This window comes from Metabacillus arenae (assembly GCF_014773385.1).
In the GTDB taxonomy this organism is placed as follows: domain Bacteria; phylum Bacillota; class Bacilli; order Bacillales; family Bacillaceae; genus Metabacillus_D; species Metabacillus_D arenae.
In genome coordinates this window covers 16,087-37,075 of sequence record NZ_JACXAI010000034.1, presented here as the reverse complement: position 1 = coordinate 37,075, position 20,989 = coordinate 16,087, and the positions used below count along the sequence as shown (strand labels likewise).

Annotated in this window: 21 protein-coding genes; 17 read left to right on the top strand and 4 right to left on the bottom strand. The window is 38.0% G+C overall.

The window, feature by feature from the left end; translation table 11 throughout:
• Positions 1-190 precede the first annotated feature (190 nt).
• The 9 genes from IC621_RS20715 to IC621_RS20675 all read left to right on the top strand — a co-directional run bounded on the left by IC621_RS20715 (position 191) and on the right by IC621_RS20675 (position 8,980).
• The gene (locus IC621_RS20715) at positions 191-487 is read left to right on the top strand and encodes an AbrB/MazE/SpoVT family DNA-binding domain-containing protein (RefSeq protein WP_191161003.1); all 297 of its coding nucleotides are present in this window, start codon (positions 191-193) and stop codon (positions 485-487) included.
• A complete protein-coding gene (locus IC621_RS20710) occupies positions 487-813 on the top strand; it encodes a type II toxin-antitoxin system PemK/MazF family toxin (protein ID WP_191161001.1) in 327 nt (108 codons plus the stop codon). The genes IC621_RS20715 and IC621_RS20710 overlap by 1 nt, the downstream gene beginning before the upstream one ends.
• 170 nt (positions 814-983) lie before the next feature.
• Positions 984-2,816, top strand: coding sequence for a sensor histidine kinase (locus tag IC621_RS20705; RefSeq protein ID WP_191160999.1), 1,833 nt, complete (start codon positions 984-986; stop codon positions 2,814-2,816).
• Positions 2,794-3,495 (top strand): response regulator transcription factor, encoded by a 702-nt coding sequence (locus IC621_RS20700; protein ID WP_191160997.1) that lies wholly within the window; start codon positions 2,794-2,796, stop codon positions 3,493-3,495. The genes IC621_RS20705 and IC621_RS20700 overlap by 23 nt, the downstream gene beginning before the upstream one ends.
• Before the next feature lie 100 nt (positions 3,496-3,595).
• Positions 3,596-4,882 carry an ABC transporter substrate-binding protein gene (locus IC621_RS20695; protein ID WP_191160995.1) on the top strand — a complete coding sequence of 429 codons (1,287 nt, stop codon included), beginning with the start codon at positions 3,596-3,598 and terminating at the stop codon, positions 4,880-4,882.
• Between the two features lie 64 nt (positions 4,883-4,946).
• Entirely contained in the window at positions 4,947-5,639 is a 693-nt protein-coding gene (locus IC621_RS20690; RefSeq protein WP_224752693.1) for a hypothetical protein, read from the top strand.
• 15 nt (positions 5,640-5,654) lie between these two features.
• Complete coding sequence (locus IC621_RS20685) at positions 5,655-6,590, top strand: carbohydrate ABC transporter permease (protein ID WP_396653090.1); 936 nt, start codon at positions 5,655-5,657, stop codon at positions 6,588-6,590.
• Positions 6,580-7,416, top strand: coding sequence for a carbohydrate ABC transporter permease (locus tag IC621_RS20680; protein WP_191160993.1), 837 nt, complete (start codon positions 6,580-6,582; stop codon positions 7,414-7,416). The genes IC621_RS20685 and IC621_RS20680 overlap by 11 nt, the downstream gene beginning before the upstream one ends.
• A gap of 223 nt (positions 7,417-7,639) precedes the next feature.
• A complete protein-coding gene (locus tag IC621_RS20675; RefSeq protein ID WP_191160991.1) occupies positions 7,640-8,980 on the top strand; it encodes an FAD-dependent oxidoreductase in 1,341 nt (446 codons plus the stop codon).
• 326 nt (positions 8,981-9,306) lie between these two features.
• On the opposite strand, the gene IC621_RS20670 is transcribed toward IC621_RS20675, so the two are convergent.
• On the bottom strand, positions 9,307-10,035 hold the full coding sequence (locus IC621_RS20670; protein ID WP_224752692.1) for a DUF899 domain-containing protein: 729 nt from the start codon (positions 10,033-10,035) through the stop codon (positions 9,307-9,309).
• A 456-nt stretch (positions 10,036-10,491) separates the two neighbouring features.
• Here IC621_RS20670 and IC621_RS20665 point away from each other — a divergent pair, with 456 nt between their 5' ends.
• The 5 genes from IC621_RS20665 (at position 10,492) to IC621_RS20645 (ending at position 15,520) form a co-directional block, all read left to right on the top strand.
• On the top strand, positions 10,492-11,481 hold the full coding sequence (locus IC621_RS20665; RefSeq protein ID WP_191160989.1) for an SIS domain-containing protein: 990 nt from the start codon (positions 10,492-10,494) through the stop codon (positions 11,479-11,481).
• Positions 11,482-11,566: 85 nt separating this feature from the next.
• On the top strand, positions 11,567-12,850 hold the full coding sequence (locus IC621_RS20660; RefSeq protein ID WP_191160987.1) for an ABC transporter substrate-binding protein: 1,284 nt from the start codon (positions 11,567-11,569) through the stop codon (positions 12,848-12,850).
• Between the two features lie 64 nt (positions 12,851-12,914).
• Positions 12,915-13,796 carry a carbohydrate ABC transporter permease gene (locus IC621_RS20655; protein WP_191161065.1) on the top strand — a complete coding sequence of 294 codons (882 nt, stop codon included), beginning with the start codon at positions 12,915-12,917 and terminating at the stop codon, positions 13,794-13,796.
• Positions 13,797-13,848: 52 nt separating this feature from the next.
• Entirely contained in the window at positions 13,849-14,682 is an 834-nt protein-coding gene (locus IC621_RS20650; RefSeq protein WP_224752699.1) for a carbohydrate ABC transporter permease, read from the top strand.
• Between the two features lie 16 nt (positions 14,683-14,698).
• A complete protein-coding gene (locus IC621_RS20645) occupies positions 14,699-15,520 on the top strand; it encodes a PfkB family carbohydrate kinase (RefSeq protein ID WP_191160983.1) in 822 nt (273 codons plus the stop codon).
• 256 nt (positions 15,521-15,776) lie between these two features.
• Here the strand turns inward: IC621_RS20645 and IC621_RS20640 are convergent, their stop codons facing one another.
• Positions 15,777-16,505, bottom strand: coding sequence for a GntR family transcriptional regulator (locus tag IC621_RS20640; RefSeq protein ID WP_191160981.1), 729 nt, complete (start codon positions 16,503-16,505; stop codon positions 15,777-15,779).
• Between the two features lie 325 nt (positions 16,506-16,830).
• Entirely contained in the window at positions 16,831-17,559 is a 729-nt protein-coding gene (locus tag IC621_RS20635; RefSeq protein WP_224752690.1) for a DUF899 domain-containing protein, read from the bottom strand.
• Between the two features lie 338 nt (positions 17,560-17,897).
• Here IC621_RS20635 and IC621_RS20630 point away from each other — a divergent pair, with 338 nt between their 5' ends.
• Both IC621_RS20630 and IC621_RS20625 read left to right on the top strand, forming a co-directional pair.
• Positions 17,898-19,049 (top strand): hypothetical protein, encoded by a 1,152-nt coding sequence (locus IC621_RS20630; protein WP_191160980.1) that lies wholly within the window; start codon positions 17,898-17,900, stop codon positions 19,047-19,049.
• Positions 19,050-19,307: 258 nt separating this feature from the next.
• Positions 19,308-19,448: a DegQ family regulator gene (locus tag IC621_RS20625; RefSeq protein WP_191160978.1), complete on the top strand. Its 141-nt coding sequence runs from the start codon at positions 19,308-19,310 to the stop codon at positions 19,446-19,448.
• Positions 19,449-19,749: 301 nt separating this feature from the next.
• Here the strand turns inward: IC621_RS20625 and IC621_RS26925 are convergent, their stop codons facing one another.
• A complete protein-coding gene (locus tag IC621_RS26925) occupies positions 19,750-19,872 on the bottom strand; it encodes a hypothetical protein (protein ID WP_263576004.1) in 123 nt (40 codons plus the stop codon).
• A 487-nt stretch (positions 19,873-20,359) separates the two neighbouring features.
• Here IC621_RS26925 and IC621_RS20620 point away from each other — a divergent pair, with 487 nt between their 5' ends.
• Positions 20,360-20,911 carry a YdhK family protein gene (locus IC621_RS20620; protein ID WP_191160976.1) on the top strand — a complete coding sequence of 184 codons (552 nt, stop codon included), beginning with the start codon at positions 20,360-20,362 and terminating at the stop codon, positions 20,909-20,911.
• Positions 20,912-20,989 lie beyond the last annotated feature (78 nt).

The following is a 20,989-nucleotide window of genomic DNA, read 5'->3' as shown; positions in this document are numbered from 1 at the left end:
AATTGTTTCGACTATCAGGGTTTTATTATTTCTATCAGAATCCTTTAAAAAATAAAGCAAAAGAAGATATAAAGTCCATACAATACAATTAAAAGTTAAATTAACTCATTAAAATAGTCTTTTTATCAGTATCATTTTCCAAGAGTTCGTATATACTGAGTATATACGAAAAGGATCGGAGAGTGTTATAATGGAAAGGAAAGAAACGAATAAGAAAAAAGAGGTGGAAATTATGACGGTGGCAACAACCATTCAAAAATGGGGAAATAGTCTTGCAATACGAATTCCTAAGGAAGTTGCTGAACGAGTTGAGATTCACCAAGGCTCTGAAATAGAAATGAGAGTTGTTGAGAATGAAGGAACAATCAAATTAACTCCTAAAAAACAACCAAAGAAATATTCATTAGAAGAACTTTTAGCACAATGTAAACCCGAAAATCGTCATACAGAAATTGATTTTGGAATAGAGGGGAATGAATCCATTTAATGTCAGCACCAGATCGTGGCGATCTTGTTTATGTGAATTTCAATCCACAATCAGGACATGAACAAGCAGGAAATCGACCTGGAATCGTTTTATCGCCAAAAGAATTTAATAGAGCAACAGGGTTTGCGGCCGTATGTCCGATTACAAACACCACTAGGGGATGGGGATACGAAGTCAAGCTCCCTAAAGGCTTGGCTTTTCAAGGTGTAATTTTAACCGATCAAGTGAAAAGTATAGATTGGCAGACTCGTAATCTTCGAGTAAGAGGACAAGCTCCTGAAGAAACTGTGAACGATTGTTTAGCCAAGATACATACCTTTTTGTAAATCATAAAACAATTTAAAATCCGTAGGAATAGATTGTATCAACTACGGATTTTATTAATGATCTCCATTTTGAAATAGTCCCCCTACTCAATTCCAAAAACCCCCAAAGGAAATTCCTCGAAAAATGTAGAATCCAAATATTATCATTTCATTTGGAAAAGGGGACCTCCATGAAGATAAAAGCGATCAAGCAGCATTTTAAAAATTCCTTGCTTTCCCTTCCGTATCGGGTTAAATTAATTCTCGTTTTTTCTTTGCTTATTTTTTTAACCGCTTCCATTCTTGGCGGTATTACTTATTATCAATTTGCAAAGTCCAGCCAGGAACGGACAGAAGAGTATCAAATTCAATTAGCGGATCAAATGAATCGAAATTTAAATCGGTATTTCAAAGAGATGCAGATTATTTCATTGTCACCTCTTTATGACCAGGAGATATTGAATATTTTAAAAGAACATCGAACGCCGAGTGATAAAACCTCGTTTCCGCCGGCTAATGAAAGGATACAGATGTGGAGATATATTTCCAGTTTGATACACATGAGAAACGAGATAAAAGGAATTCATATGATGGCGAATGATGGGACGATCTTTAGTAATTTAGATTCGAATACAGTCATGCTTAAAGTGTTTGAGATGAATAATGAGTGGGTGAAGAAAATTAAGAAGGCAGATGGAGAGTGGGTGCTTCTTCCTCTTCATCAACCAAATTATTATTTAAGCAAGGATGTCGCTGTTTTTTCTGTTGCTAGACTTATAAGAGATCCTGCGACATACGAGCCGCTTGGAATGATTAAAATCGATTTAAAACAGGATTTAATCGAGGAAATCGTCAGTAATATAAACACGGAAAGTCATATTTTTATTCTGGACAAGCATAACCAATTCATTTACCCAAATAAGGAGGACAAAATTATTGAGAACTCTTTTCTTTCTGAAATAGAGGGGATCAAGGTGAACAACTATACGAACATACCAATTAATGGAACGGACTATATGATGGTTTACAATGAGTCAACTTATTCAGGGGTAAAAACCATTATACTTACGCCGAGGTCAAGTATATTTAGTGAAGTGAATCATTTACGAAAAGTGATCATTATCGTTGTTATATTAGGAATCTTAATCTCATTTTTACTAGGAATCATTCTATCAAAGCCATTAGTAGGCTCTATTCACACATTAAGAAAAGCCATGGATAATGTTAAAAAAGGAAATTTAGCTCAAAGAGTTTCCATTCACTCAGATGATGAAATTGGTCAGCTCGGCAAAGGCTTTAACCATATGATTAATGAAATTGACCGCCTCGTTTCAGAGGTTTACAAAACAAGTTTACGAGAAAAGGAAGCAGAGATCAGAGCGCTTCAAAGTCAAATGAATCCGCATTTTCTCTACAACACATTAGAATCGATTAATATGCTTGCAATAACAAAAGGTAATTTGGATGTTTCTGATATGGTCATATCGCTTGGCAGATTAATGCGTTATACGATTGATAATTCGGCAAAAATCGTAACCTTGGATGAGGAATTAGCCTTTATCCATTCATATGTTTCCATTCAACAGGTAAGGATGGGAGAAAAACTACAGTATAGCGAAAACATAGGACCATCTCTGCGTAAAACATTAATTCCAAAGCTGGTGCTGCAGCCGCTGGTCGAAAATGCGATTGTTCACGGTATTTTTGAATCGGGGGGCCACATTTTTATAAAGGCTTATGTTGAGGGCGAAAAGCTGCATATTGCGATTATTGATAATGGCAAAGGGGTCACGAGTAAACAACTGAGTCAAATTGAGAGATGTATAGAAAATGCACCAAGTCCTTCATCAGAAAAACACAATGGAATTGCATTATCAAATGTTCATGAACGGATTCAGCTTTTATATGGAAAACAATACGGAATTAAAATTGTTAGCGAAGAACAAAAGGGTTTTTCAGTTACGTTAACATTGCCAATCAGGCAAAAGGGGGAAGAGGATAGTGAAGGAAATATTAGTCGTTGAAGATGAAGCAATTATTAGACAGGGACTAAAGGTGCTGCTAGAACAAGTAATTGGCAGGTATCAAGTCGTGGAAGCAAAAAGTGGAGAAGAAGGGTTATCATTTTTTCACCAGCGTATGCCTCATTTAATTATTACTGATATTCGAATGGGAGGCATGGACGGACTAACCTTTATTTCAAAGGTAAGACAAGTATCTAATGATGTTCCAATTCTTATTTTAAGCGGGCATAGTGACTTTGAATATGCAAGAACGGCTATGCGTTATGGTATAACGGATTATCTTCTAAAACCGATCAACCGAGTTGAATTATCAGAGGCCATTTCAAAGTTATTTAAGGAAAATGAGGAAGAAAGTATAGAAACCTCAAAACAGTTTCAAAAGATTCTTCACTATATAGATGATCATTTAGGACAGGAAATTACATTAAAGCATATTGCGGAATATGTGTATCTTAACCCGCAGTATGTCGGACAATTATTCAAGTCAGAGCTTGACCAAACCTTTACAGAATACATCACAGAAGAACGTCTTAAACGTGCGAAAAAATTACTAAAAGATACAAGGTTAAAGGTATATGAGGTTGCACAGCTATCAGGATACAAAAGCCCAAAGCATTTTATGACAGTGTTCAAACAAGAGGTAGGGATGACTCCCGTACAATTCCGTAAATTTTCTTAACATAAATAAAATTCTATGATTACCGAACTATATCTCTTTTTTAGAGGATATTTTTAACTGCATTTTTTTCTTAAAATGAACACAAAGGGAGGTATTACAAATGAAGAGAAAACTGGGGATTATTTTTCTAGCTATAATTTTGACAGCGTTTTCAGTGGCGTGCAACAGAGCTGAAACAAGTGGAACGACAGAAGGCGGCTCGAATGGAAAAGATGAAAAAGTTGAGTTGACATTTATGATGTGGGGGAATGAACCTCACCAGGAAGTATACAACGATTTAATTGCAAAATTTGAAGAAAAGCACCCAAATATTAAAGTGAAAATGGAAAGTGTACCTTTTCCAGATTATCAGCAGAAAATTACAGTTTTAGCTGCTGGTAAGGAATTGCCGGACGTTGGCTGGGTTGCGGAACGTATGGTGCCTCAATTTATGGATAATGGTCTCTTAGATGATGTTTCTTCTTTCAAGGAGGATAAGGAATATAACATGGATGATTTCTTCCCATCCACATTGGATTTATTTGAGAAAGAGGATAAATTGTACGGAATTCCGTTCTCTACCCCTCCAATGGTAATGTTTTATAACGAAGATTTGTTTGTGAATGCGGGAGAAAAAACACCAAATGAACATGTAGAAGCTGGAACATGGAATTGGGAGCAATTTGAAAAGTCTGCAAAGGCCGTTTCAGCTGATGGTGTCTATGGGGCGAACTTCTTTCGCGACTGGAATACATGGATTGCGTTACTTTCACATACATGGAGTTATGGAGGAGACCTATTTAATAAAGAGCAAACGAAATTCACATGGAACAGCCCAGAAGGTGAAGAGACAATTAAGATGCTTGATCGAATGATGTTTGAAGATACCTCACACCCAAAAGCGGGAGAGCAGGTTAGCTTCGAGTCTGGAAAAATTGGGATGTTCTTTGATGTGTACAGCTACGTTTCACGTGCTCGTGAAGTAAAAGATTTTGCTTGGGACATTGCCCCTCTTCCAGAAGGTCCGGAAGGCAGATTCCCTATGTTAGGACAAGCGGGATATGGCTTATTTAAAGGTTCAAAGTATCCAGAGGAAGCAAAAGAGCTTCTTAAATTCTTTACAAGTCAAGAGGGTATCACAGCAACCTCTACATTCTTTGTACCGCCGCGTGAGTCAGTCCTAAGCTCGGATGAATTTGTCAATCAACCAAATAATCCGCCGGTAGAAAGCATTCAAAGAGCGGTTATTGATGAAATGGATAACGCAAGACTACAAGCAGGTCACTCTGAGTGGCAAAAAATTGATAGTGCGATCCAATTTGGTTTTGATGAATTGTTTGGACAGCTGAAAGAACCTGACGACATATTAAAAGGCATGGAAGAAAAGATTAATCCATTAATGAAATAACGAAAAGGCTGCGGTTAACCTTTATCAGGATTAACCGCTTACCTTTTACAAGGGGTGATGAAGGTTGTCAACTTCTCTAGGCAGTTTGTTACAAGAGAAAAAAATGACGCTGCTTGTTAGCTTACCTGAGAATAATGTGGAGCTAGCCAAAGCAGCGATTCGTTCTGGGGTAGATGCTGTCAAAATGCATGTCAATGTGGATCATCGTGCATCAGGAAATCGATTTGAACCAGTTGAAGCCTATAAGGAGGTTTTTCGCACAATTAGGAGCGAGTTCAGAGGACCACTCGGAATTGTACCGGGCGACTCTATTGAAAAGATTAAACGAACAGAAATGGAGCAGTTAATAGATCTGGGCTTTAACTTTTATTCCATATACGCACACCATAAGCTAAGCTGGATGTTTGAGCTCGACAACATGGATAAAACATTTGCCATAACAAGCGATTATTCAGCAGCCGGCTTAGGAAAAGTGAAGCATTTTGGAGCTTCAGGCATTGAGGCATCGATTATTCCCGGAGAGGAATACGGAACCCCGCTCTCATTCAAAGATGTCCTTACCTATCAATCAATCGTGGAAAATGTGGACGTTCCTGTCCTAGTTCCGTCTCAACGGAAGCTCGCGCCTTCTGATATTCCCTTGCTGCATAAAGCGGGCATAAAGGCCGTTATGCTGGGGGCAATCGTAATCGGAGATACCGAAGAAAGGATAGAAAAAGCAATAGCATCTTTTAGAAATGCAATCGACTCGTTATAAGGGAGGCTGGATAAGTTGGAATCAAAAGTGGAAGCAACTGGAGTCCTGTCTTTGAAACGTATCAAAAGGCGGCGCAAATTTTTAGGAAGTGAAGCGTTCTACGGATATTTATTTGTCAGTCCGATGGTGCTGGGTTTCCTATTAGTGATGTTATTTCCTTTAATTTATTCGTTATATATTAGTTTGACAGATTGGCAGCTACTAGGTGATCCGAGTTTTATCGGGGCGGAAAATTATCAGCGTTTAGTAAATGATCCAGACTTTTTAGTCGTCTTGAAAAACACGCTTCTCTTTTCAGGAGGCCTAGTACCGATCAATATTGTTCTTGCCCTATTATTGGCGCTGCTCTTGCAGCGTAATTTACCTGGTATCGGTCTTTTCCGAACAGCCATATTTATTCCAGTCATGACTTCGATTGTTGTGTGGTCGATCATCTGGAAGTACATGTTTAGTACCGATGAAGGTTTCATTAACCAAATCCTCGGTGTCTTCGGTATAGATGGTCCTGCTTGGTTATATGATCCAAATCTTGCGATGGGAGCTGTTATCGTTGTAAGTGCCTTAAAAAATGTAGGACTAAATATGGTCCTGTTCTTAGCGGCATTACAGCAGGTAGATAAAAATCTCTATGAAGCTTCCTATTTAGATGGAGCTAATAAAGTAAGGCAATTCTGGCATGTAACACTGCCGATGATCACGCCTACATTATTTTTAACGTTAATCTTAACCGTTATTGGATCGATGAAGGTGTTTGGGCAAATCTATGTCATGACAAACGGCGGACCTGGAAATCACACAAAGGTGTTAGTCTATTATATTTGGGAAAATGCATTTAAGCTATTTGATTTCGGTTATGCTTCAGCGATTGCCATTGTTTTATTTGTGATTATCTTATTCTTTACACTCATTCAATGGGGTGCGAGAAGAAAGTGGGTCTTCCATGAACAATAAAAAGAAAAACGGAATCCTTACGAAGATTTCATTTTACGGAATATTAACACTCGTTTCTCTTATTATGGTCGTACCATTTTTATGGATGATGAATACGTCATTCAAGGATTCAACAAAAATCTTTACCTTTCAGTTCATTCCTGACCCATTTCGGTGGGAAAACTATTTAAATGTGTTGGAATCTACTCCGTTTCACCTTTTCTATTTTAATAGCTTATATATTGCTATTCTAGTAACAATCGGAACAATCTTTTTTGGTTCCTTAGCAGGCTACGCATTTGCAAAATTACAATTTTGGGGAAGCTCAGTCTTGTTTCTATGCTTGTTGAGCACAATGATGATCCCTGTAGAAGTCATTACGATCCCTCTCTTCTTATTTATGAGAGATCTAGGGCTAATCAATACACATATCCCGTTAATAGCCATTCCTATTTTAGGTCCGGCGGGAGTGTTTGGCGTCTTTGTCATGAGACAATTTTTCCTGTTGGTACCTAAAGAATTAGAGGAAGCAGCTAAATTGGATGGATGCTCTTATTTCCGAATTTATTGGAATATCATGCTGCCGCTGGCAAAACCAGCAATCGCTACACTAACAATTTTTACGTTCCTAACAAGCTGGAATGAATTTTACGAACCACTTATTTACATTAATTCAAAAGAACTGATGACCTTACCATTAGCACTGGCTCTATTTACGGATGAAGTCGGAACGAAGTGGGAGCTGTTAATGAGTGCATCTGTAATGGCCACAGTTCCATTGTTAATTGTCTTCTTCTTCGCCCAAAAGCAGTTTATTGAGGGAGTGACAATGACAGGTGGAAAGTAATTGGGTCCATGATTTTATAAGATTGGAATGTTTAAATTAAAAAGCACTAAATGGTGGAAGGTGGTTTTTATCGAAACAATCGGCAAGCCACCGATTGCCATAAATTCAGAATTATTAAGCACTAAAAGGTTAAAGGGTGGTTTTTAAAAAAGAAATCAGCTCTTTCGCTGATTTCATCTATTCCCACCTTACACCTCTGATCTCTAGAAAGGATGTGTCGATTTTGAAAAAGGAACTAGAATTTGATGTCGTGGTAGCAGGAGGAGGTCCTGCCGGGATCAATGCAGCGATTGCATCAGGACGGGCAGGGGCAAGAACGCTTCTGATTGAGAGATATGGTTTTTTAGGTGGAATGTCTACGGTTGCCCTTGTCTACCCATGGATGACGTTTCACACGGAATCTGGTAAACAAGTGATTAAGGGGATTGCACAGGAAATTGTCGAACGGTTAATGGAAGCTGGCGGTTCTCCCGGGCATTTGCGTGATACTGTAGGATTTACGAATACACTTACCCCTTATCACCCTGAAAAATATAAATTATTAGCTTTAGAAATGCTAGAAGAAGCTGGTGTTGATGTCCTCGTTCATAGCTTTGTAGATAAGGTGGAAGTCGAGAGTCATATCATTACCTCAATCAATCTAACAACTAAATCGGGCCCAATAAGTGTATCTGCAAAACGTTTTGTCGATACAACCGGAGATGCTGATATCGCTTACCTTTCCGGTGCTCCTTGTTTAAAAGGAAGAGACAGTGATCATAAAACACAGCCAATGACGATGAAATTTCGGATGAGAGGCGTGGATCTTACAAAAGTAAAAGAGGCTATGAAAGCTGATCCAAGTAACTTTTACAAAAAGACTCCGATTGATGAATTAGATGAACTACCACTAACAGGAGTACAAGGCTTTTATAAGGAATGGAATGAATCGGGTGTACCGATAAACCGAGATCAGGTGCTCTTTTTTGCTGGGCCAGAGGAAGATGAGGTTCTGATCAATTGCACGCGTGTTCAAGGCTTAGATGGAACAGACGTGTTTGATTTATCAGAAGGTGAAAAAGAAGGAAGAAAACAAGTTCTCATGATGGCGGAGTTTCTGCAAAAGGAAATTCCCGGATTTGAAAAAGCTTCAATATCTGCTGTTGGGACGCAAATAGGTATTCGGGAAACACGGCGAATTGACGGGCAATATGCCCTTACAATCGACGATGTTATTGCTGGTAAGAAATTCGAGGATACCATTGCACTTAGCGGCTACCCTATTGACATCCATGATCCAACAGGAAAAGGTGTGCAAGCGAACGACATCGAAGGAGATGGAAGCTATGGCATCCCATACAGAAGTCTTGTACCAAAACAAATTGAAAATTTATTAGTAGCAGGGAGATGTATCTCCACTACACACGAGGCATTAGCGACGACACGACTTACTCCAAGCGCAATGGCAACCGGGCAAGCTGCCGGAACAGCTGCAGCACTTTCAATAATAGAGAGTGTTGCACCAAAAGATATAGACATTACTAAGCTTCAATCATATTTAGTAGAAAACGGGGCGGTTCTTTAAGAGAGAGTTCATACGATAAAATGTGTCCATACTTGAAAAGAAAACCGGGAATCATAAGTCAGTTATGATGCCCGAAACCGGGGCGAAAAAGGGAAACCGGGAATCATAAATCGGTTATGGTGCCCGAATCCGGGTCGAAAAAGGAAAACCGGGAATCATAGGTCAGTTATGATGTCCAACCGGGAAGAAAAGGAGAGGATGGTTCGTTCAATATATGGACGAACATCCTCTTCTTTTCTATGAACCAAGAAAAATTATGTTTAAGGATTAAACTATAATTAAGAAGAGTTTTCCATAATTAACCTTCCATCCCAGTCACAAAATTATTATAAGTCGTCCCTCGAACCGCAACAGGATTCTGAATCTCCAGGGTCATCGCTATACTTATCATGATGGCGCCACCATTCGTAACGCGGGGTTTTCGGCCACCCTTCAGGTGAGTCTTCCCAATCCTCCTGCCGGCCAAGCGGAGTCAGGTCGAGGTAGTTGAAGTTGGCGTTCAATCTGTCGACGCCGCGATTCTTTGTGTTGTAGGTTTGAAAGATGCGGCTTTCATCGCGGAGGAAGATACTCAAGCCGTGATGCTCGCCTGTGTCCGTCGTTGCTTCAAAGTCGTAGTTGAAGTCGCTGCCATACGAGGAAAACCACGGCACGTTCCAGCCCATTCGCTCTTTGAACGGCTTTATCTTTGCCTGAGGCGCACGAGACACCAATACCAAGGAGGTGTCGCGGATGTGCAGATGAGCGAGGTGGCCCATGCTGTCGACAAGCATCGAACAGCCGTCACAGCCCTCCTCCCAGCTCGGATCGAACATAAAGTGGTACACGATAAGCTGACGGCGGCCGTCGAACAGATCGAGCAAACTCGCCTTGCCATTCTCGCCATCGAAAAAATACTCCTTGTCAATCTCAACCATCGGCTGTCGGCGGCGCTCAGCGGCCAACCTGTCTAACGCACGGGTGGCTTCCTTCTCCTTTGCGAGCAGCTTCTTGCTAGATGCGAGCCACTCATCTCGTGAAACGATTTTCGGCAGGGCAATCTTACTCTTTGTCATCATCATTTCCCCTTTCTGGTATATTTTAAGTTGTTCTTCTATCTTCAAGGATACCATTATCGGATAATTCAGATTTCTCTCGGATTGCTATTTTCTAACCATGAGATTGAATGTGAAAAACTTAAAAACCGTTTTACTCTTTCAAGCTGCACATCCCCTGGTTTTATATTCCTCCAAAATGCAGAATACAAATACTGTCTCCCGTAAAACTCCAATTATAATCATTTCCGCAGTGTAACGAAAAAAAGCTGTGTTTAAATATAGCAGTCCAAGAGAAGTAAATCTGTTGCAAAAAATGTCGATTGAAATTTCTGAAAACTATATTGACATCTACAAAACGTTATTATATTATATGATCAAATATAACAATATATAACGTATTATAACGTTGTGAATTGTTTGTTAAATGGTAAGTAGTAATTACTTATCCAAAAATTATTAGGGAGGCTTCAATAAATGGGAACTGAATTAGTAGTAGATGTAAAAAATCAAATAAAACATGCACTAGCAGAGGTTAAGAAAAAAAGATTTGAAAACGTTTTCTTTGTAGCTTGTGGAGGTTCTTCCGCTCTTATGTATCCGGGAAAATATGTAATAGATCGGGAAGCTGAGAAGATGGATGCTCACCTTTATAGTTCTAATGAATTTATCTATCGCAATCATTCTAAACTTGGTGAAAACTCTCTTGTCATATTATGTTCTCATTCTGGAAAGACTCCTGAAACAGTAGAATCAGCAAAATTTGCTAAATCCAAAGGTGCGTTGACAGTTTCCTTAACTAATGAAATAGGTTCTCCTTTAGCACAGGCATCAGATGTTGTCCTGAAATATGAATGGGGTCAAGAGGCAAATGCTTTTACGACGAATTATTCAGTACTCTATCAATTGGTCTTTGGAATCCTTAAAACGGTAGAAGGTAATGATAAATTCGGTTTGATAGAGGAGAGCTTGGAAAACCTCCAAACCGTCTATGAAAAAGCTGCTTCACAATCACACGAGAAAGCTGTAAAATTTGGTCAAGATTATAAAGATGAAAAAATAATTTATACAATGGCCAGCGGTGCAAATTACGGTGTAGCTTATTCTTATGCCATTTGTATTTTAATGGAAATGCAATGGATCCATTCTCATGCCATTCATGCAGGTGAGTACTTCCACGGTCCTTTTGAAATCATTGATGAAGAAACACCATTTATCATACTCCTTGGATTGGATGAAACAAGACATTTGGAAGAAAGAGCCTTAGAGTTCTCAAAGAGATATGGGAAAAAACTTGTTGTCCTCGATGCAAAAGAATTTGATTTTAGCGGAATTAAGGAAGAGGTAAAAGGATATATTGCTCCTCTAGTGTTAAATTATGTGCTGAGGAAGTACGCGGATAATCTAGCAGAAACCCGTAACCATCCTTTATCTAAACGGAGATATATGTGGAAAGTAGAATACTAGAATAAAAGGTGAAAAAGTGAACAGCGTTCACTTTTTCACTATTAAATACATGATGTTTGATAGCTTTATTAGGAGGGGGAAGGTTATGAAAAAGTTATTAATTCTAAGTATTGTGTCCATTCTATTCCTTTCAATGATTGCAGGCTGTTCCTCATCTACTGAAACTTCTTCAAATGATGATACCGTCGAACTTCGATTTTTCCACCGCTGGCCTACCGAGCCTAAAAAGCAGTACTTTGAAAACGCAGTAAAAGAATTTGAGGAATTACATCCAAATATTAAAATTAAAACGGAAGCCGTGTTAAACGACTCATATAAAGAAAAAATTCGAGTCGTATTAGGTTCTAAAAACCCACCAGATGTTTATTTTTCTTGGAGCGGTGAGTTTGCATATAACTTTGCTCGTGCCGGCCAAGCATTAGATGTAACACAAGCGGTGAATGACGATAAAGAATGGTCAAGCCAAATCATTGAGTCCCAGTTTAAACCATTTACCCTTGACGGAAAGATTTATGGAATACCTTGGTCCACTGATGGAAAAGCCTTCTTTTATAACAAAAAGATTTTCACAGATTTAAATCTTGAAGTTCCAACGACGTGGAGTGAATTAATTACAGTCTCAGAAAAGATAAAAGAAGCCGGCATGACACCGATTGCGTTTGGAAGCAAGGCACCTTGGACGATCTCTCATTATATTGGCTCATTAAATGAACTGATGGTTCCAGAAGAGGTGATTGCCAAAGACTATGATCGCAACAATCCAGAGGGTGACTTTACCCATCCGGGATATGTGAAGGCTCTGGAGAAATTCATGGAGCTTGAGCCTTTCTTTAATACCGGAGTTAACTCTGTCGATCACCAATATGCTCGTGAGTTATTTAATGGTGGAAAAGCGGCAATTGGCTACTTTCAATTGGCTGAAATTGGCTTGATAGAGCCTTCTCTTAAAGAAAATTTAGGTGTATTTAATACTCCTGCGATTAGGGATGGGGAAGGTAACCCTAATTCCATTACAGCAGCACCTGAAGGAATCATGATCGCTTCAAAAACAAAACATCCTGAGGAAGCAATGGAATTTATCAAGTTCTTAACTTCTAAAGAAAAGGGAACAGAACAACTGACTGAAGTAAGCGAATATAGTGCTGTGAAAGGGACAACCAATTCTGAAAACGCTTCCCCCCTTCAGCAAGAAGCAATTGATTTAATTGTTAATGCTGAAAAAACCTATCTATGGTTTGATACTGCAGTTGATATTTCAATCGTAGACGCCTATCTAAATGGTACACAACAGATGTTAGACGGTAAGAAAACCCCTGAAGAAGTGATGGCTGATGTAATAGAAGCTAACAAAAAAGTGAAAGAGAAATAAAACTATCAGTGGAAAAGGTGGTTTGGATGTTGGCCACCTTTTTCTCAAAATGAAGAGGTGATCAATATTGCCTAGCAATAAAATCGTTCCCTATTTATATATTACTCCATGTATCCTCTTTTTGGGACTTTTCGTGTATTATCCGATTTTAGAAAATTTCAGATTTAGTTTTTATGAATTCTCAGCATTTTCTCCAGATAAAGTATTTGTTGGATTTGAAAATTTCCTTAATCTGTTTAAAGATGAGGTTTTTTATATAGCTTTAAAAAATAATATTTGGTACGCGGTTATCTCCATCATTTTTCAAGTATTTGGCGGACTGGTTTTAGCAGCTATTCTTGAGGATCCAGTAACTAGATTTGTCAGCAGTTTTTTTAGAACGATATTTTTCTTGCCAGTCGTTATTTCAATAACGGTTATTGCCTTATTATTTAGCTTTGTTTATAACCCTGATATAGGAATATTAAATGGTTTTTTAAGTTTAATAGGAGCAGAGGAATGGGCGAGAGCTTGGTTAGGAGAATCGGAAACAGCGATCTTCGCAGTTATTGCTGTTTCACAATGGCAAAGTATCGGCTATATTATGATGCTATTTATCGTCTCAATTCAGAATATTCCGAAAGAATTATACGAAGCAGCCGACATTGACGGGGCTGGTAAGGTTCGTAAGTTTATTTCAATAACAGTTCCTCAAGTGAGAGAAATGTTTTTTGTTGCCACGTTAATTACGCTGACAGGAGCTTTTACTGTCTTTAATGAACCATACATTTTAACAGGCGGAGGTCCCGGAAATTCAAGTGAAGTGCTGGGAACACTTCTTTATCATTCAGCATTTTTCCAAGATCAAATGGGCTACGCTTCCGCAATTGCAACAGTTATTTTACTACTTACTTTACTTGTTTCGTTAGTACAAATGAAATTATTCCGAACAGGAAAGGATGGTTAACATGGAAACGAATAAAGAAACTGTAAACTACCAATATCGTTCGGATATTAAAATGCCATTCAAGCAAACAGCCATCCTTGGATCTGTTCCCTTGTATACAATATTACTTGTTTATTTCATTATCATTGCTTATCCATTATTTTGGATGATTATCAATTCGTTTAAAACAACGGAAGAGATTTTTTCTAACAGCTGGTCCCTGCCGCAAAATTGGCTTATTTCAAACTATATTGATGCATGGAATACTGGTATTTCTGGTTATTTCTTTAATAGTACATTGGTAACGTTAAGCACTTGTTTACTAACCGTTTTCCTAAGTGCACTCGGCGCATACGGACTAACGAGATTTGATATGAAAGGGAAGAATCTCCTGCTTATTTTTTGTATGGGCGGGATGATGTTATCCCCTCAAGTAAGCTTAGTACCTTTATACAAATTGATCCAGGCATTAGGAATACACGATACGTATTTAGCGTTAATTCTGCCGTATGTTGCTTATCGGATTCCAATTACGATCCTGCTTATTCGAGCTGCTTTTCTTGAAGTACCTAAAGAATTGGAAGAATCAGCTTTTCTAGACGGATGTAATACGTGGACAGTTTTTACAAAAATTTTTATTCCGCTTAACTTACCGATTTTATTAACAACAATCGTTTTAACAGCCTACTTTACTTGGAATGAATTTATGTTTGCCTTAATTTTTGTTGATTCGGAAGCATTAAAAACGATTCCGGCAGGGTTAATGCAATTTCGGGATGCCTTACAAACAAATTGGGGCGTTTTATTAGCAGGATTAATGATATCTGCGGCACCGATTATCGTACTGTTTTTATTTATGCAAAAATATTTCATCCGCGGTCTTGCTTCAGGCAGTGTGAAAGGATAAGAAAGGGTTGAATGACATGAAACTAATTGCAATTGGGGATAACGTTGTTGATATATATAAAGATCGTAATGAAATGTTTCCTGGGGGAAATGCATTGAATGTAGCGGTTTTAGCAAGACAATATGGTGCTGCAGAAACCGCATTTATAGGGATTGTTGGAGATGATGTTGAAGGCGGGCATATCGTAGAATCTCTAAAGTCAAATCATGTGGATATCAGTAAAATTCGAAAAGCATACGGTGAAAGCGGAAAGGCTTATGTAGATCTTAATGATGAAGGGGATCGGATTTTTGTTTGCTCCAATAAAGGAGGAATTCAATCAAAGATCAAACTAAGGTTAAGTCAAGAAGATTATGAGTATATAAAAGACTATGATGTTTTACACACAAGTATATACAGCAATCTGGATGAAGAACTTCCGCAATTGCAAAAGCTTTTACCAATTTCATACGACTTCTCGAATCACTTTACAGAAGAGACACTTAAAAAGGTATGTCCGTATATTACCTTTGCATTTGTTTCGGGGAGCGACTTCTCAGACCAAGAAATTGAAGATTTAATCCTTTTCATTCATAAATTAGGTACCTTAAATGTAATTGTCACAAGAGGTTCTAAAGGAATAATCATGTCCAATCAACATAATAGATTTTTACAAGGCATTGAAAAAGCAAATGTGATTGACACTTTAGGGGCAGGTGATTCCTTCATAGCCGGGTTTTTAACGAGCTATCTAGATGGTTTTTCTGTTAAACACTCTTTGAAAGTTGGTGCAGTGAAAGCGGCACTAACATGTGAAGTGAATGGTGCATTTGGACATGGGAAACAATTAATAACCTGATTTGGATTGTGGCACAAGCACACAATCTGCTCAAGGTAGCAGGTATTCGCCCGCTATTGCCCTGAACTAAAGAAAAAACGAAAAAGCAGATCAGGAAAAACAAACTGTTTTCCTGATCTGCTTTATTTTTAGGGACTTATCAGATAGCCCCGATTCTCCTGTTCTTTCTGTAATAAGGAATGGAACTATCCAGGTAGTCAATGGTTAGTTCCATTCCTTTTTGAATACATTTGTGTATATTATTACTAGCGCTTGACTATGTTGAAATGGTAAAAGCGATAAGTGTTGTTGGTGTTTTAAAAGTAGAAAGATGTATAGGGATACGTTGTTCGTCATAGACCGTTTTATCAATATTAAAAAGGGTATCCCCAATGTCACAAGCTAAATATTCAGCCTCTATTTCTGTAGCTGGTACAGCTGTGAGAATTTTGGTCTGAGAAGTAGTTTTCATATCGATATGATAGATATTTTTTAGAACATCGTAAGTAGATTCGTAGTCAAAAATACGTTCGGTCAATTTTGGAAAACGATCAAGTGAGTAATGGGTAATATCAATTGTAAATGGCTGATCGTCGAGTAACATTAACCTTGAAAGTTTCAAAACTGGTGAATTCATTTCGATTTGCAGTTTATTTGCTATTTTCTTGGTAGCTTTTATTTCTTCGCACGCTAAAATTCGTTTCGAGGAGTTTTTGCCCAGCTGTTTGCTAAAGTCAGAGAACCCTTCGACAGTAACTAATTCTCTTGAAACTTTTTTTCTTGATACAAACGTACCTTTTCCTTGCTTTCGCTCTAGCAGCCCCTCATCCACTAACTCTTGAATCGCTCTTCTTACAGTAATTCGACTAACCTTATAAATTTCACATAGTTCAGCTTCGTTTGGAATTTTTTCCCCCAAGCGGTATACGTTATTATTTATTTCATCCTTTATATTTAACAATAATTGTTCATATAAAGGTCGTGAACTTGAATTGTTTAACTTCATGAGGTCTCTCCCTTCTGAATAAGTCGTTATATAATATTATAATACAAACGAGAGGTAAAAGTATAATAAATTGTTTTTTAATGGAAAACCAACTTTTGTTTGTACTCTTTTTAATCACAATAGAAGTTTGTTGAAGAAGAAAAAAGCTGCCCCAAAAGTCTACAAAAAAGACTTTTGGGGCAGCCCTGTTATCCAATAAAACACCAATGAAGTGAGTTTGAAGACAGCTTTATATAAATCTACTTTTTTTCAGGTGGTCCACTTAATCAAACTTCCATTTTTAAAAAGAAGATGCTTCGAATCATTGACTTTCCATCACCAATTATTACGATTGATCCCCTGAACTGCAACAGGATTCCGGACCTTTAGGGTCATTTCTATACTTGTCATGGTGGCGCCACCACTCATAAGGCTGGGTTTGCGGCCACCCTTCAGGTGAATCCTCCCAGTTCTCCTGCCGTCCAAATGGAGTGATGTCGAGTAAGTTTAAAATCCCATTCATCCCTGCAAGCCCTTGATCCGCTGTGTTGTAGGTTTGAAAGATTCTGTCTCCATTGCGGAGGAAGGTACTCAAGCTTGGTTGCTCCCCGCGGTCCGTCGTGGCCCCGAAATCGTAGTTGAAGTCGCTGCTATACGAGGAAAACCACGGCACGGTCCAGCCCATACGTTCTTTAAACGGCTTAATTTTGGAAAGCGGGGCACGGGATACTAGGGCCAAGGAGGTGTCGCGAGCGTGCAGATGAGCGAGGTGGCCAATGCTGTCGACTAGCATGGAACAGCCGACGCAGCCCTCGTCCCAGCTCGGATCGAACATAAAGTGGTATAGGATAAGCTGACGCCTGCCATCGAATAGATCAAGCAAACTCACCTTACCTTCCGGCCCCTCGAAAGAGTACTCCTTGTCAAGCTCGACCATCGGCAGTCTGCGGCGCTCTGCGGCAAGCGCATTTAACGCACTTGTTGCTTCCTGCTCCTTTACAAGCATTTCCTCACGAGCTGTGAGCCACTCATCTTTTGATACGATTTTCGGAAGTGCATTCATTTTACTTGTCATGGGAATCTCCTCTCGATCATTTGTTGTTCTATCCTCTACAGAAATCTTAACATCTTAAAATATTGGAGATTTCTTTTAGATTGCTATTTTGTTAGGTATGAGTATTAGCTGAGTGTCAACCTTAACCAAACCGCGAAATACACTAAACTTCTAAGCAGCTCTGCTCAATTTTTATAATAGGCAGATAAAGTCTGTTGAGTAGTTTATAAGCATGAACAGAAGGTTAGAGGTGAAATACAAATTTTGACGAATTATATTAAGAAGAACAGGATATCTGCTGAATGAAAGGGACAATACGATAAAAATCGATCAATCTATTTTTAAAGAGGTGGGTCCAATTGAACAACATTCCATATGCATGTATCGATGAGATTGGTGATTATGGGCTGGACTTTGATGAAAAAGATGTTTCGAGGAATTTTATTATTGTTGTTTTACTTGTAAAAGGTGATGATAAACAACCTTTGGAAATAGGGCTAGAAAAAATAAAGTATTTTCAAAAGGAAGAAGTGAATTCTAATACCGATCAAAGGAGAATAGAAATTCTAAATCAGCTTAAAGACCTGCCGTTCTATGTTGATGCTTATGTAATTGATAAAACAAGGATTAGAGAAGAGCTAGGCGTCCGTAATAAGGAACAGTTTATTCATTTTCTAACAAGGTTTCTCTATGATCATTTACATGGTGCTTTTGAGGAATTGGACCTTAGTGCAAATGATAACAAAGAATTTTTGGGAGAATTTAAGAAATTCGTTGAGAAAAATAGTATTCGCGATTTATTTGATTACACTCCATTTGGATTTACTGAAAGCGGATCGGATAAGATTCTGAAGCTTGCCAATTTTATTGCGGGGAGTTTTGATACAAGTAATGATAAAACTCAGATAGCAGAAAATAATAAAGAGTTTTTAAAAATCCTGAAAAGCAAAATAAATAAAATGAATTATTGGCCTTTGGATTATGGAACTTTCAACTATGACTTTGAAAACGATCCTAATGTTTCGGAAATGGATAAACTCATTGCAAGAAAATCGATTGATCTCGCTTGCGACTATATTCGGGTTCATAATAAAAATCCGGAGATTGATGAGCGAGATCGGGTGGATTTTATCAAATTTCTTTTGTTCAAATTAAAAGAGAATCAAAGGGAATATGTCTATACCGAAGAAATCTTAGCGAACCTAAACGCTATTAGGAAAAGGAAAATGCAAATTCATTATTTTAGATCGAACATTGTTTCAAAATTGCGGGACCAGGGTCTGCTTATTGCGAGCAGTAATAAAGGGTATAAGCTGCCCACAAGTATAGAAGACCTTTATGATTTTGTTGGCTTAACTAGTTTAAATATTCACCCCATGATTGAGAGAATTTCTAAATGCAGGGATCAAATCTTGTTAACGACTAATAAAAAAATCGATATTCTTGATAGAGAAGAATATATGGATCTTAAACAAATAGTTGATATGAATAAAGGTCTTATCGAAAGTTGATAAGGCCTTTTAAGCAAGCATTTATCACAGAAATAGTAGAATGAAATTTCTTGTTTGGACGTGTTAACATTGGGGGAAAGTTTTGGGTGGATGTGAATAAAGGACTATTGCGCTATTTGCGGTGTCCCGTATAATCCGTTATGCAAAAACCTTTCGGTGAAAAAATCCTTCCCGCCCTATAAAATTTTATTGAAAGAAATGACATCATTCTAAGTCGTCGGTAATACAAAATGGTAATCATGAAAAGGAGTTTGAACGATGAGCCCTAATAAAATTGAAGAACTAAAACATCTTCTAAATAGTGTTGAAACAAAAATTAAGGAAACGAAGAATTCACTCAAACTCATTAATAAAAGTATTGATAAATATGATAAATACAGGTATATAAAGATTTCGTAAAGCAAGACATATGTATTTTATTCTGATTCCTTATCTCAATAAATCAGAAATCTTGCAGCAGGTTACTCGACTATCATGATAGATAATGGTTGCCCTATAACAACCATTCAGAATACCTCAGACAGGACTCGTGTAAAGATATTCCAAAATGTTTGCTTCGTTTTGTTCGTATCTCATGGTTATTTAGCTCCCTCACAATCTCTCACCCCGAAACCTAAATATATTCATGTGACCAACATACAAAGAATAACATGTTTATACTATGTAAAAATGCCGTAAGTCACAAAAATCCCCCTATACATTAGGGGGAGAGCTGACATATTCCTTTTTTTCTACTAATAATACCAGCAGCAACAGCATTTCTTCTTCCAAGAATGATGATCATCTTTTTTCTTACAAGGATCGCAATCATCCCAATGATCATGATCATCTTTCTTCTTACAAGGATCATAACAATCACAACAAACACAACAATCGCAATGATGCTTTTTTTTCTTACGATAACTCATTAAAGACCCCCCCTTCTATTAAATTGAACTAACAATATATAATATGGAAATAGTAGAAGTTAGATTGGACAGGTTTCATAGTCAAAAAATTCATTTTTTAAGAGCTTCTAGGTCTTTTTCTAATAATAAGATTCCTTTGCCAATTAGACGTTTCTTTGATACGTGTATGGGTTTGTTTTTTTCTATCTTCGTATAATTGAATTATGGTAACTTAAAAGTATAAACACAAAGCAGCTGGATTGGGGACGAGGTTCAAAGAATGATATCAGTGAACTCACAGAAGAAAAGTGGAATAAATTAATATTTTATGGGGAAATAGAGTAAGGCGTTCTGTTTTCCCCTGAACTTACGCGATATTTTTTTGATAGAATATTGTCAATCGTCAAAGGAGGAGTTATGTACATGTTGAAAAAGAGAATAAGGAAACCAATCGTATTATTAGTTGCAGCCCTTTTCTTAGTACTGGGAGCCTGCGCCAACGATGAAAACACAGAAAGCACGGAAAACATGGAAGGAATGGATCATCATAATATGAACCATTCCGGCTCAGGTGAAGTTCCTGAAGGTTTGAAAGAGGCAGAAAACCCAACCTATGAAGTTGGAAGTCAAGCAATAATCGAGTCAGATCACATGGAAGGGATGAAGGGTGCTGAGGCAACGATTGTGGGTGCATATGATACTACCGTTTATACGATTTCATATACTCCGACAACTGGTGGAGAAAGAGTAGAAAATCATAAGTGGGTTATTCATGAGGAGTTACAAGATGCTGGTGATGCGCCACTAGAACCTGGAACAGAAGTTAAAGTAAATGCAGGTCATATGAAAGGAATGGATGGCGCAACCGCAGAAATTGACTCAGCCGAAGAAACGACTGTATATATGGTTGATTTCACTCCGACTACCGGGGGAGAAAAAGTTAAAAATCATAAATGGATAACAGAAAGTGAATGATCACCGGTTGAATAATATTTTTAATCGATCAAAAGAGTTTATTCCTTAAATGGGTAAGCTCTTTTTAATGGAAATTTC

Bases quoted from the DNA above. Each gene is read 5' to 3' on its own strand.
- IC621_RS20715 (WP_191161003.1), top strand. From the start codon at position 191: ATGGAAAGGAAAGAAACGAATAAGAAAAAAGAGGTGGAAATTATGACG.
- IC621_RS20710 (WP_191161001.1), top strand. From the start codon at position 487: ATGTCAGCACCAGATCGTGGCGATCTTGTTTATGTGAATTTCAATCCA.
- IC621_RS20705 (WP_191160999.1), top strand. From the start codon at position 984: ATGAAGATAAAAGCGATCAAGCAGCATTTTAAAAATTCCTTGCTTTCC.
- IC621_RS20695 (WP_191160995.1), top strand. From the start codon at position 3,596: ATGAAGAGAAAACTGGGGATTATTTTTCTAGCTATAATTTTGACAGCG.
- IC621_RS20680 (WP_191160993.1), top strand. From the start codon at position 6,580: ATGAACAATAAAAAGAAAAACGGAATCCTTACGAAGATTTCATTTTAC.
- IC621_RS20670 (WP_224752692.1), bottom strand. From the start codon at position 10,035: ATGACAAAGAGTAAGATTGCCCTGCCGAAAATCGTTTCACGAGATGAG.
- IC621_RS20665 (WP_191160989.1), top strand. From the start codon at position 10,492: ATGGGAACTGAATTAGTAGTAGATGTAAAAAATCAAATAAAACATGCA.
- IC621_RS20660 (WP_191160987.1), top strand. From the start codon at position 11,567: ATGAAAAAGTTATTAATTCTAAGTATTGTGTCCATTCTATTCCTTTCA.
- IC621_RS20650 (WP_224752699.1), top strand. From the start codon at position 13,849: ATGCCATTCAAGCAAACAGCCATCCTTGGATCTGTTCCCTTGTATACA.
- IC621_RS20645 (WP_191160983.1), top strand. From the start codon at position 14,699: ATGAAACTAATTGCAATTGGGGATAACGTTGTTGATATATATAAAGAT.
- IC621_RS20640 (WP_191160981.1), bottom strand. From the start codon at position 16,505: ATGAAGTTAAACAATTCAAGTTCACGACCTTTATATGAACAATTATTG.
- IC621_RS20635 (WP_224752690.1), bottom strand. From the start codon at position 17,559: ATGACAAGTAAAATGAATGCACTTCCGAAAATCGTATCAAAAGATGAG.
- IC621_RS20625 (WP_191160978.1), top strand. From the start codon at position 19,308: ATGAGCCCTAATAAAATTGAAGAACTAAAACATCTTCTAAATAGTGTT.
- IC621_RS26925 (WP_263576004.1), bottom strand. From the start codon at position 19,872: ATGATCATTGGGATGATTGCGATCCTTGTAAGAAAAAAGATGATCATC.
- IC621_RS20620 (WP_191160976.1), top strand. From the start codon at position 20,360: ATGTTGAAAAAGAGAATAAGGAAACCAATCGTATTATTAGTTGCAGCC.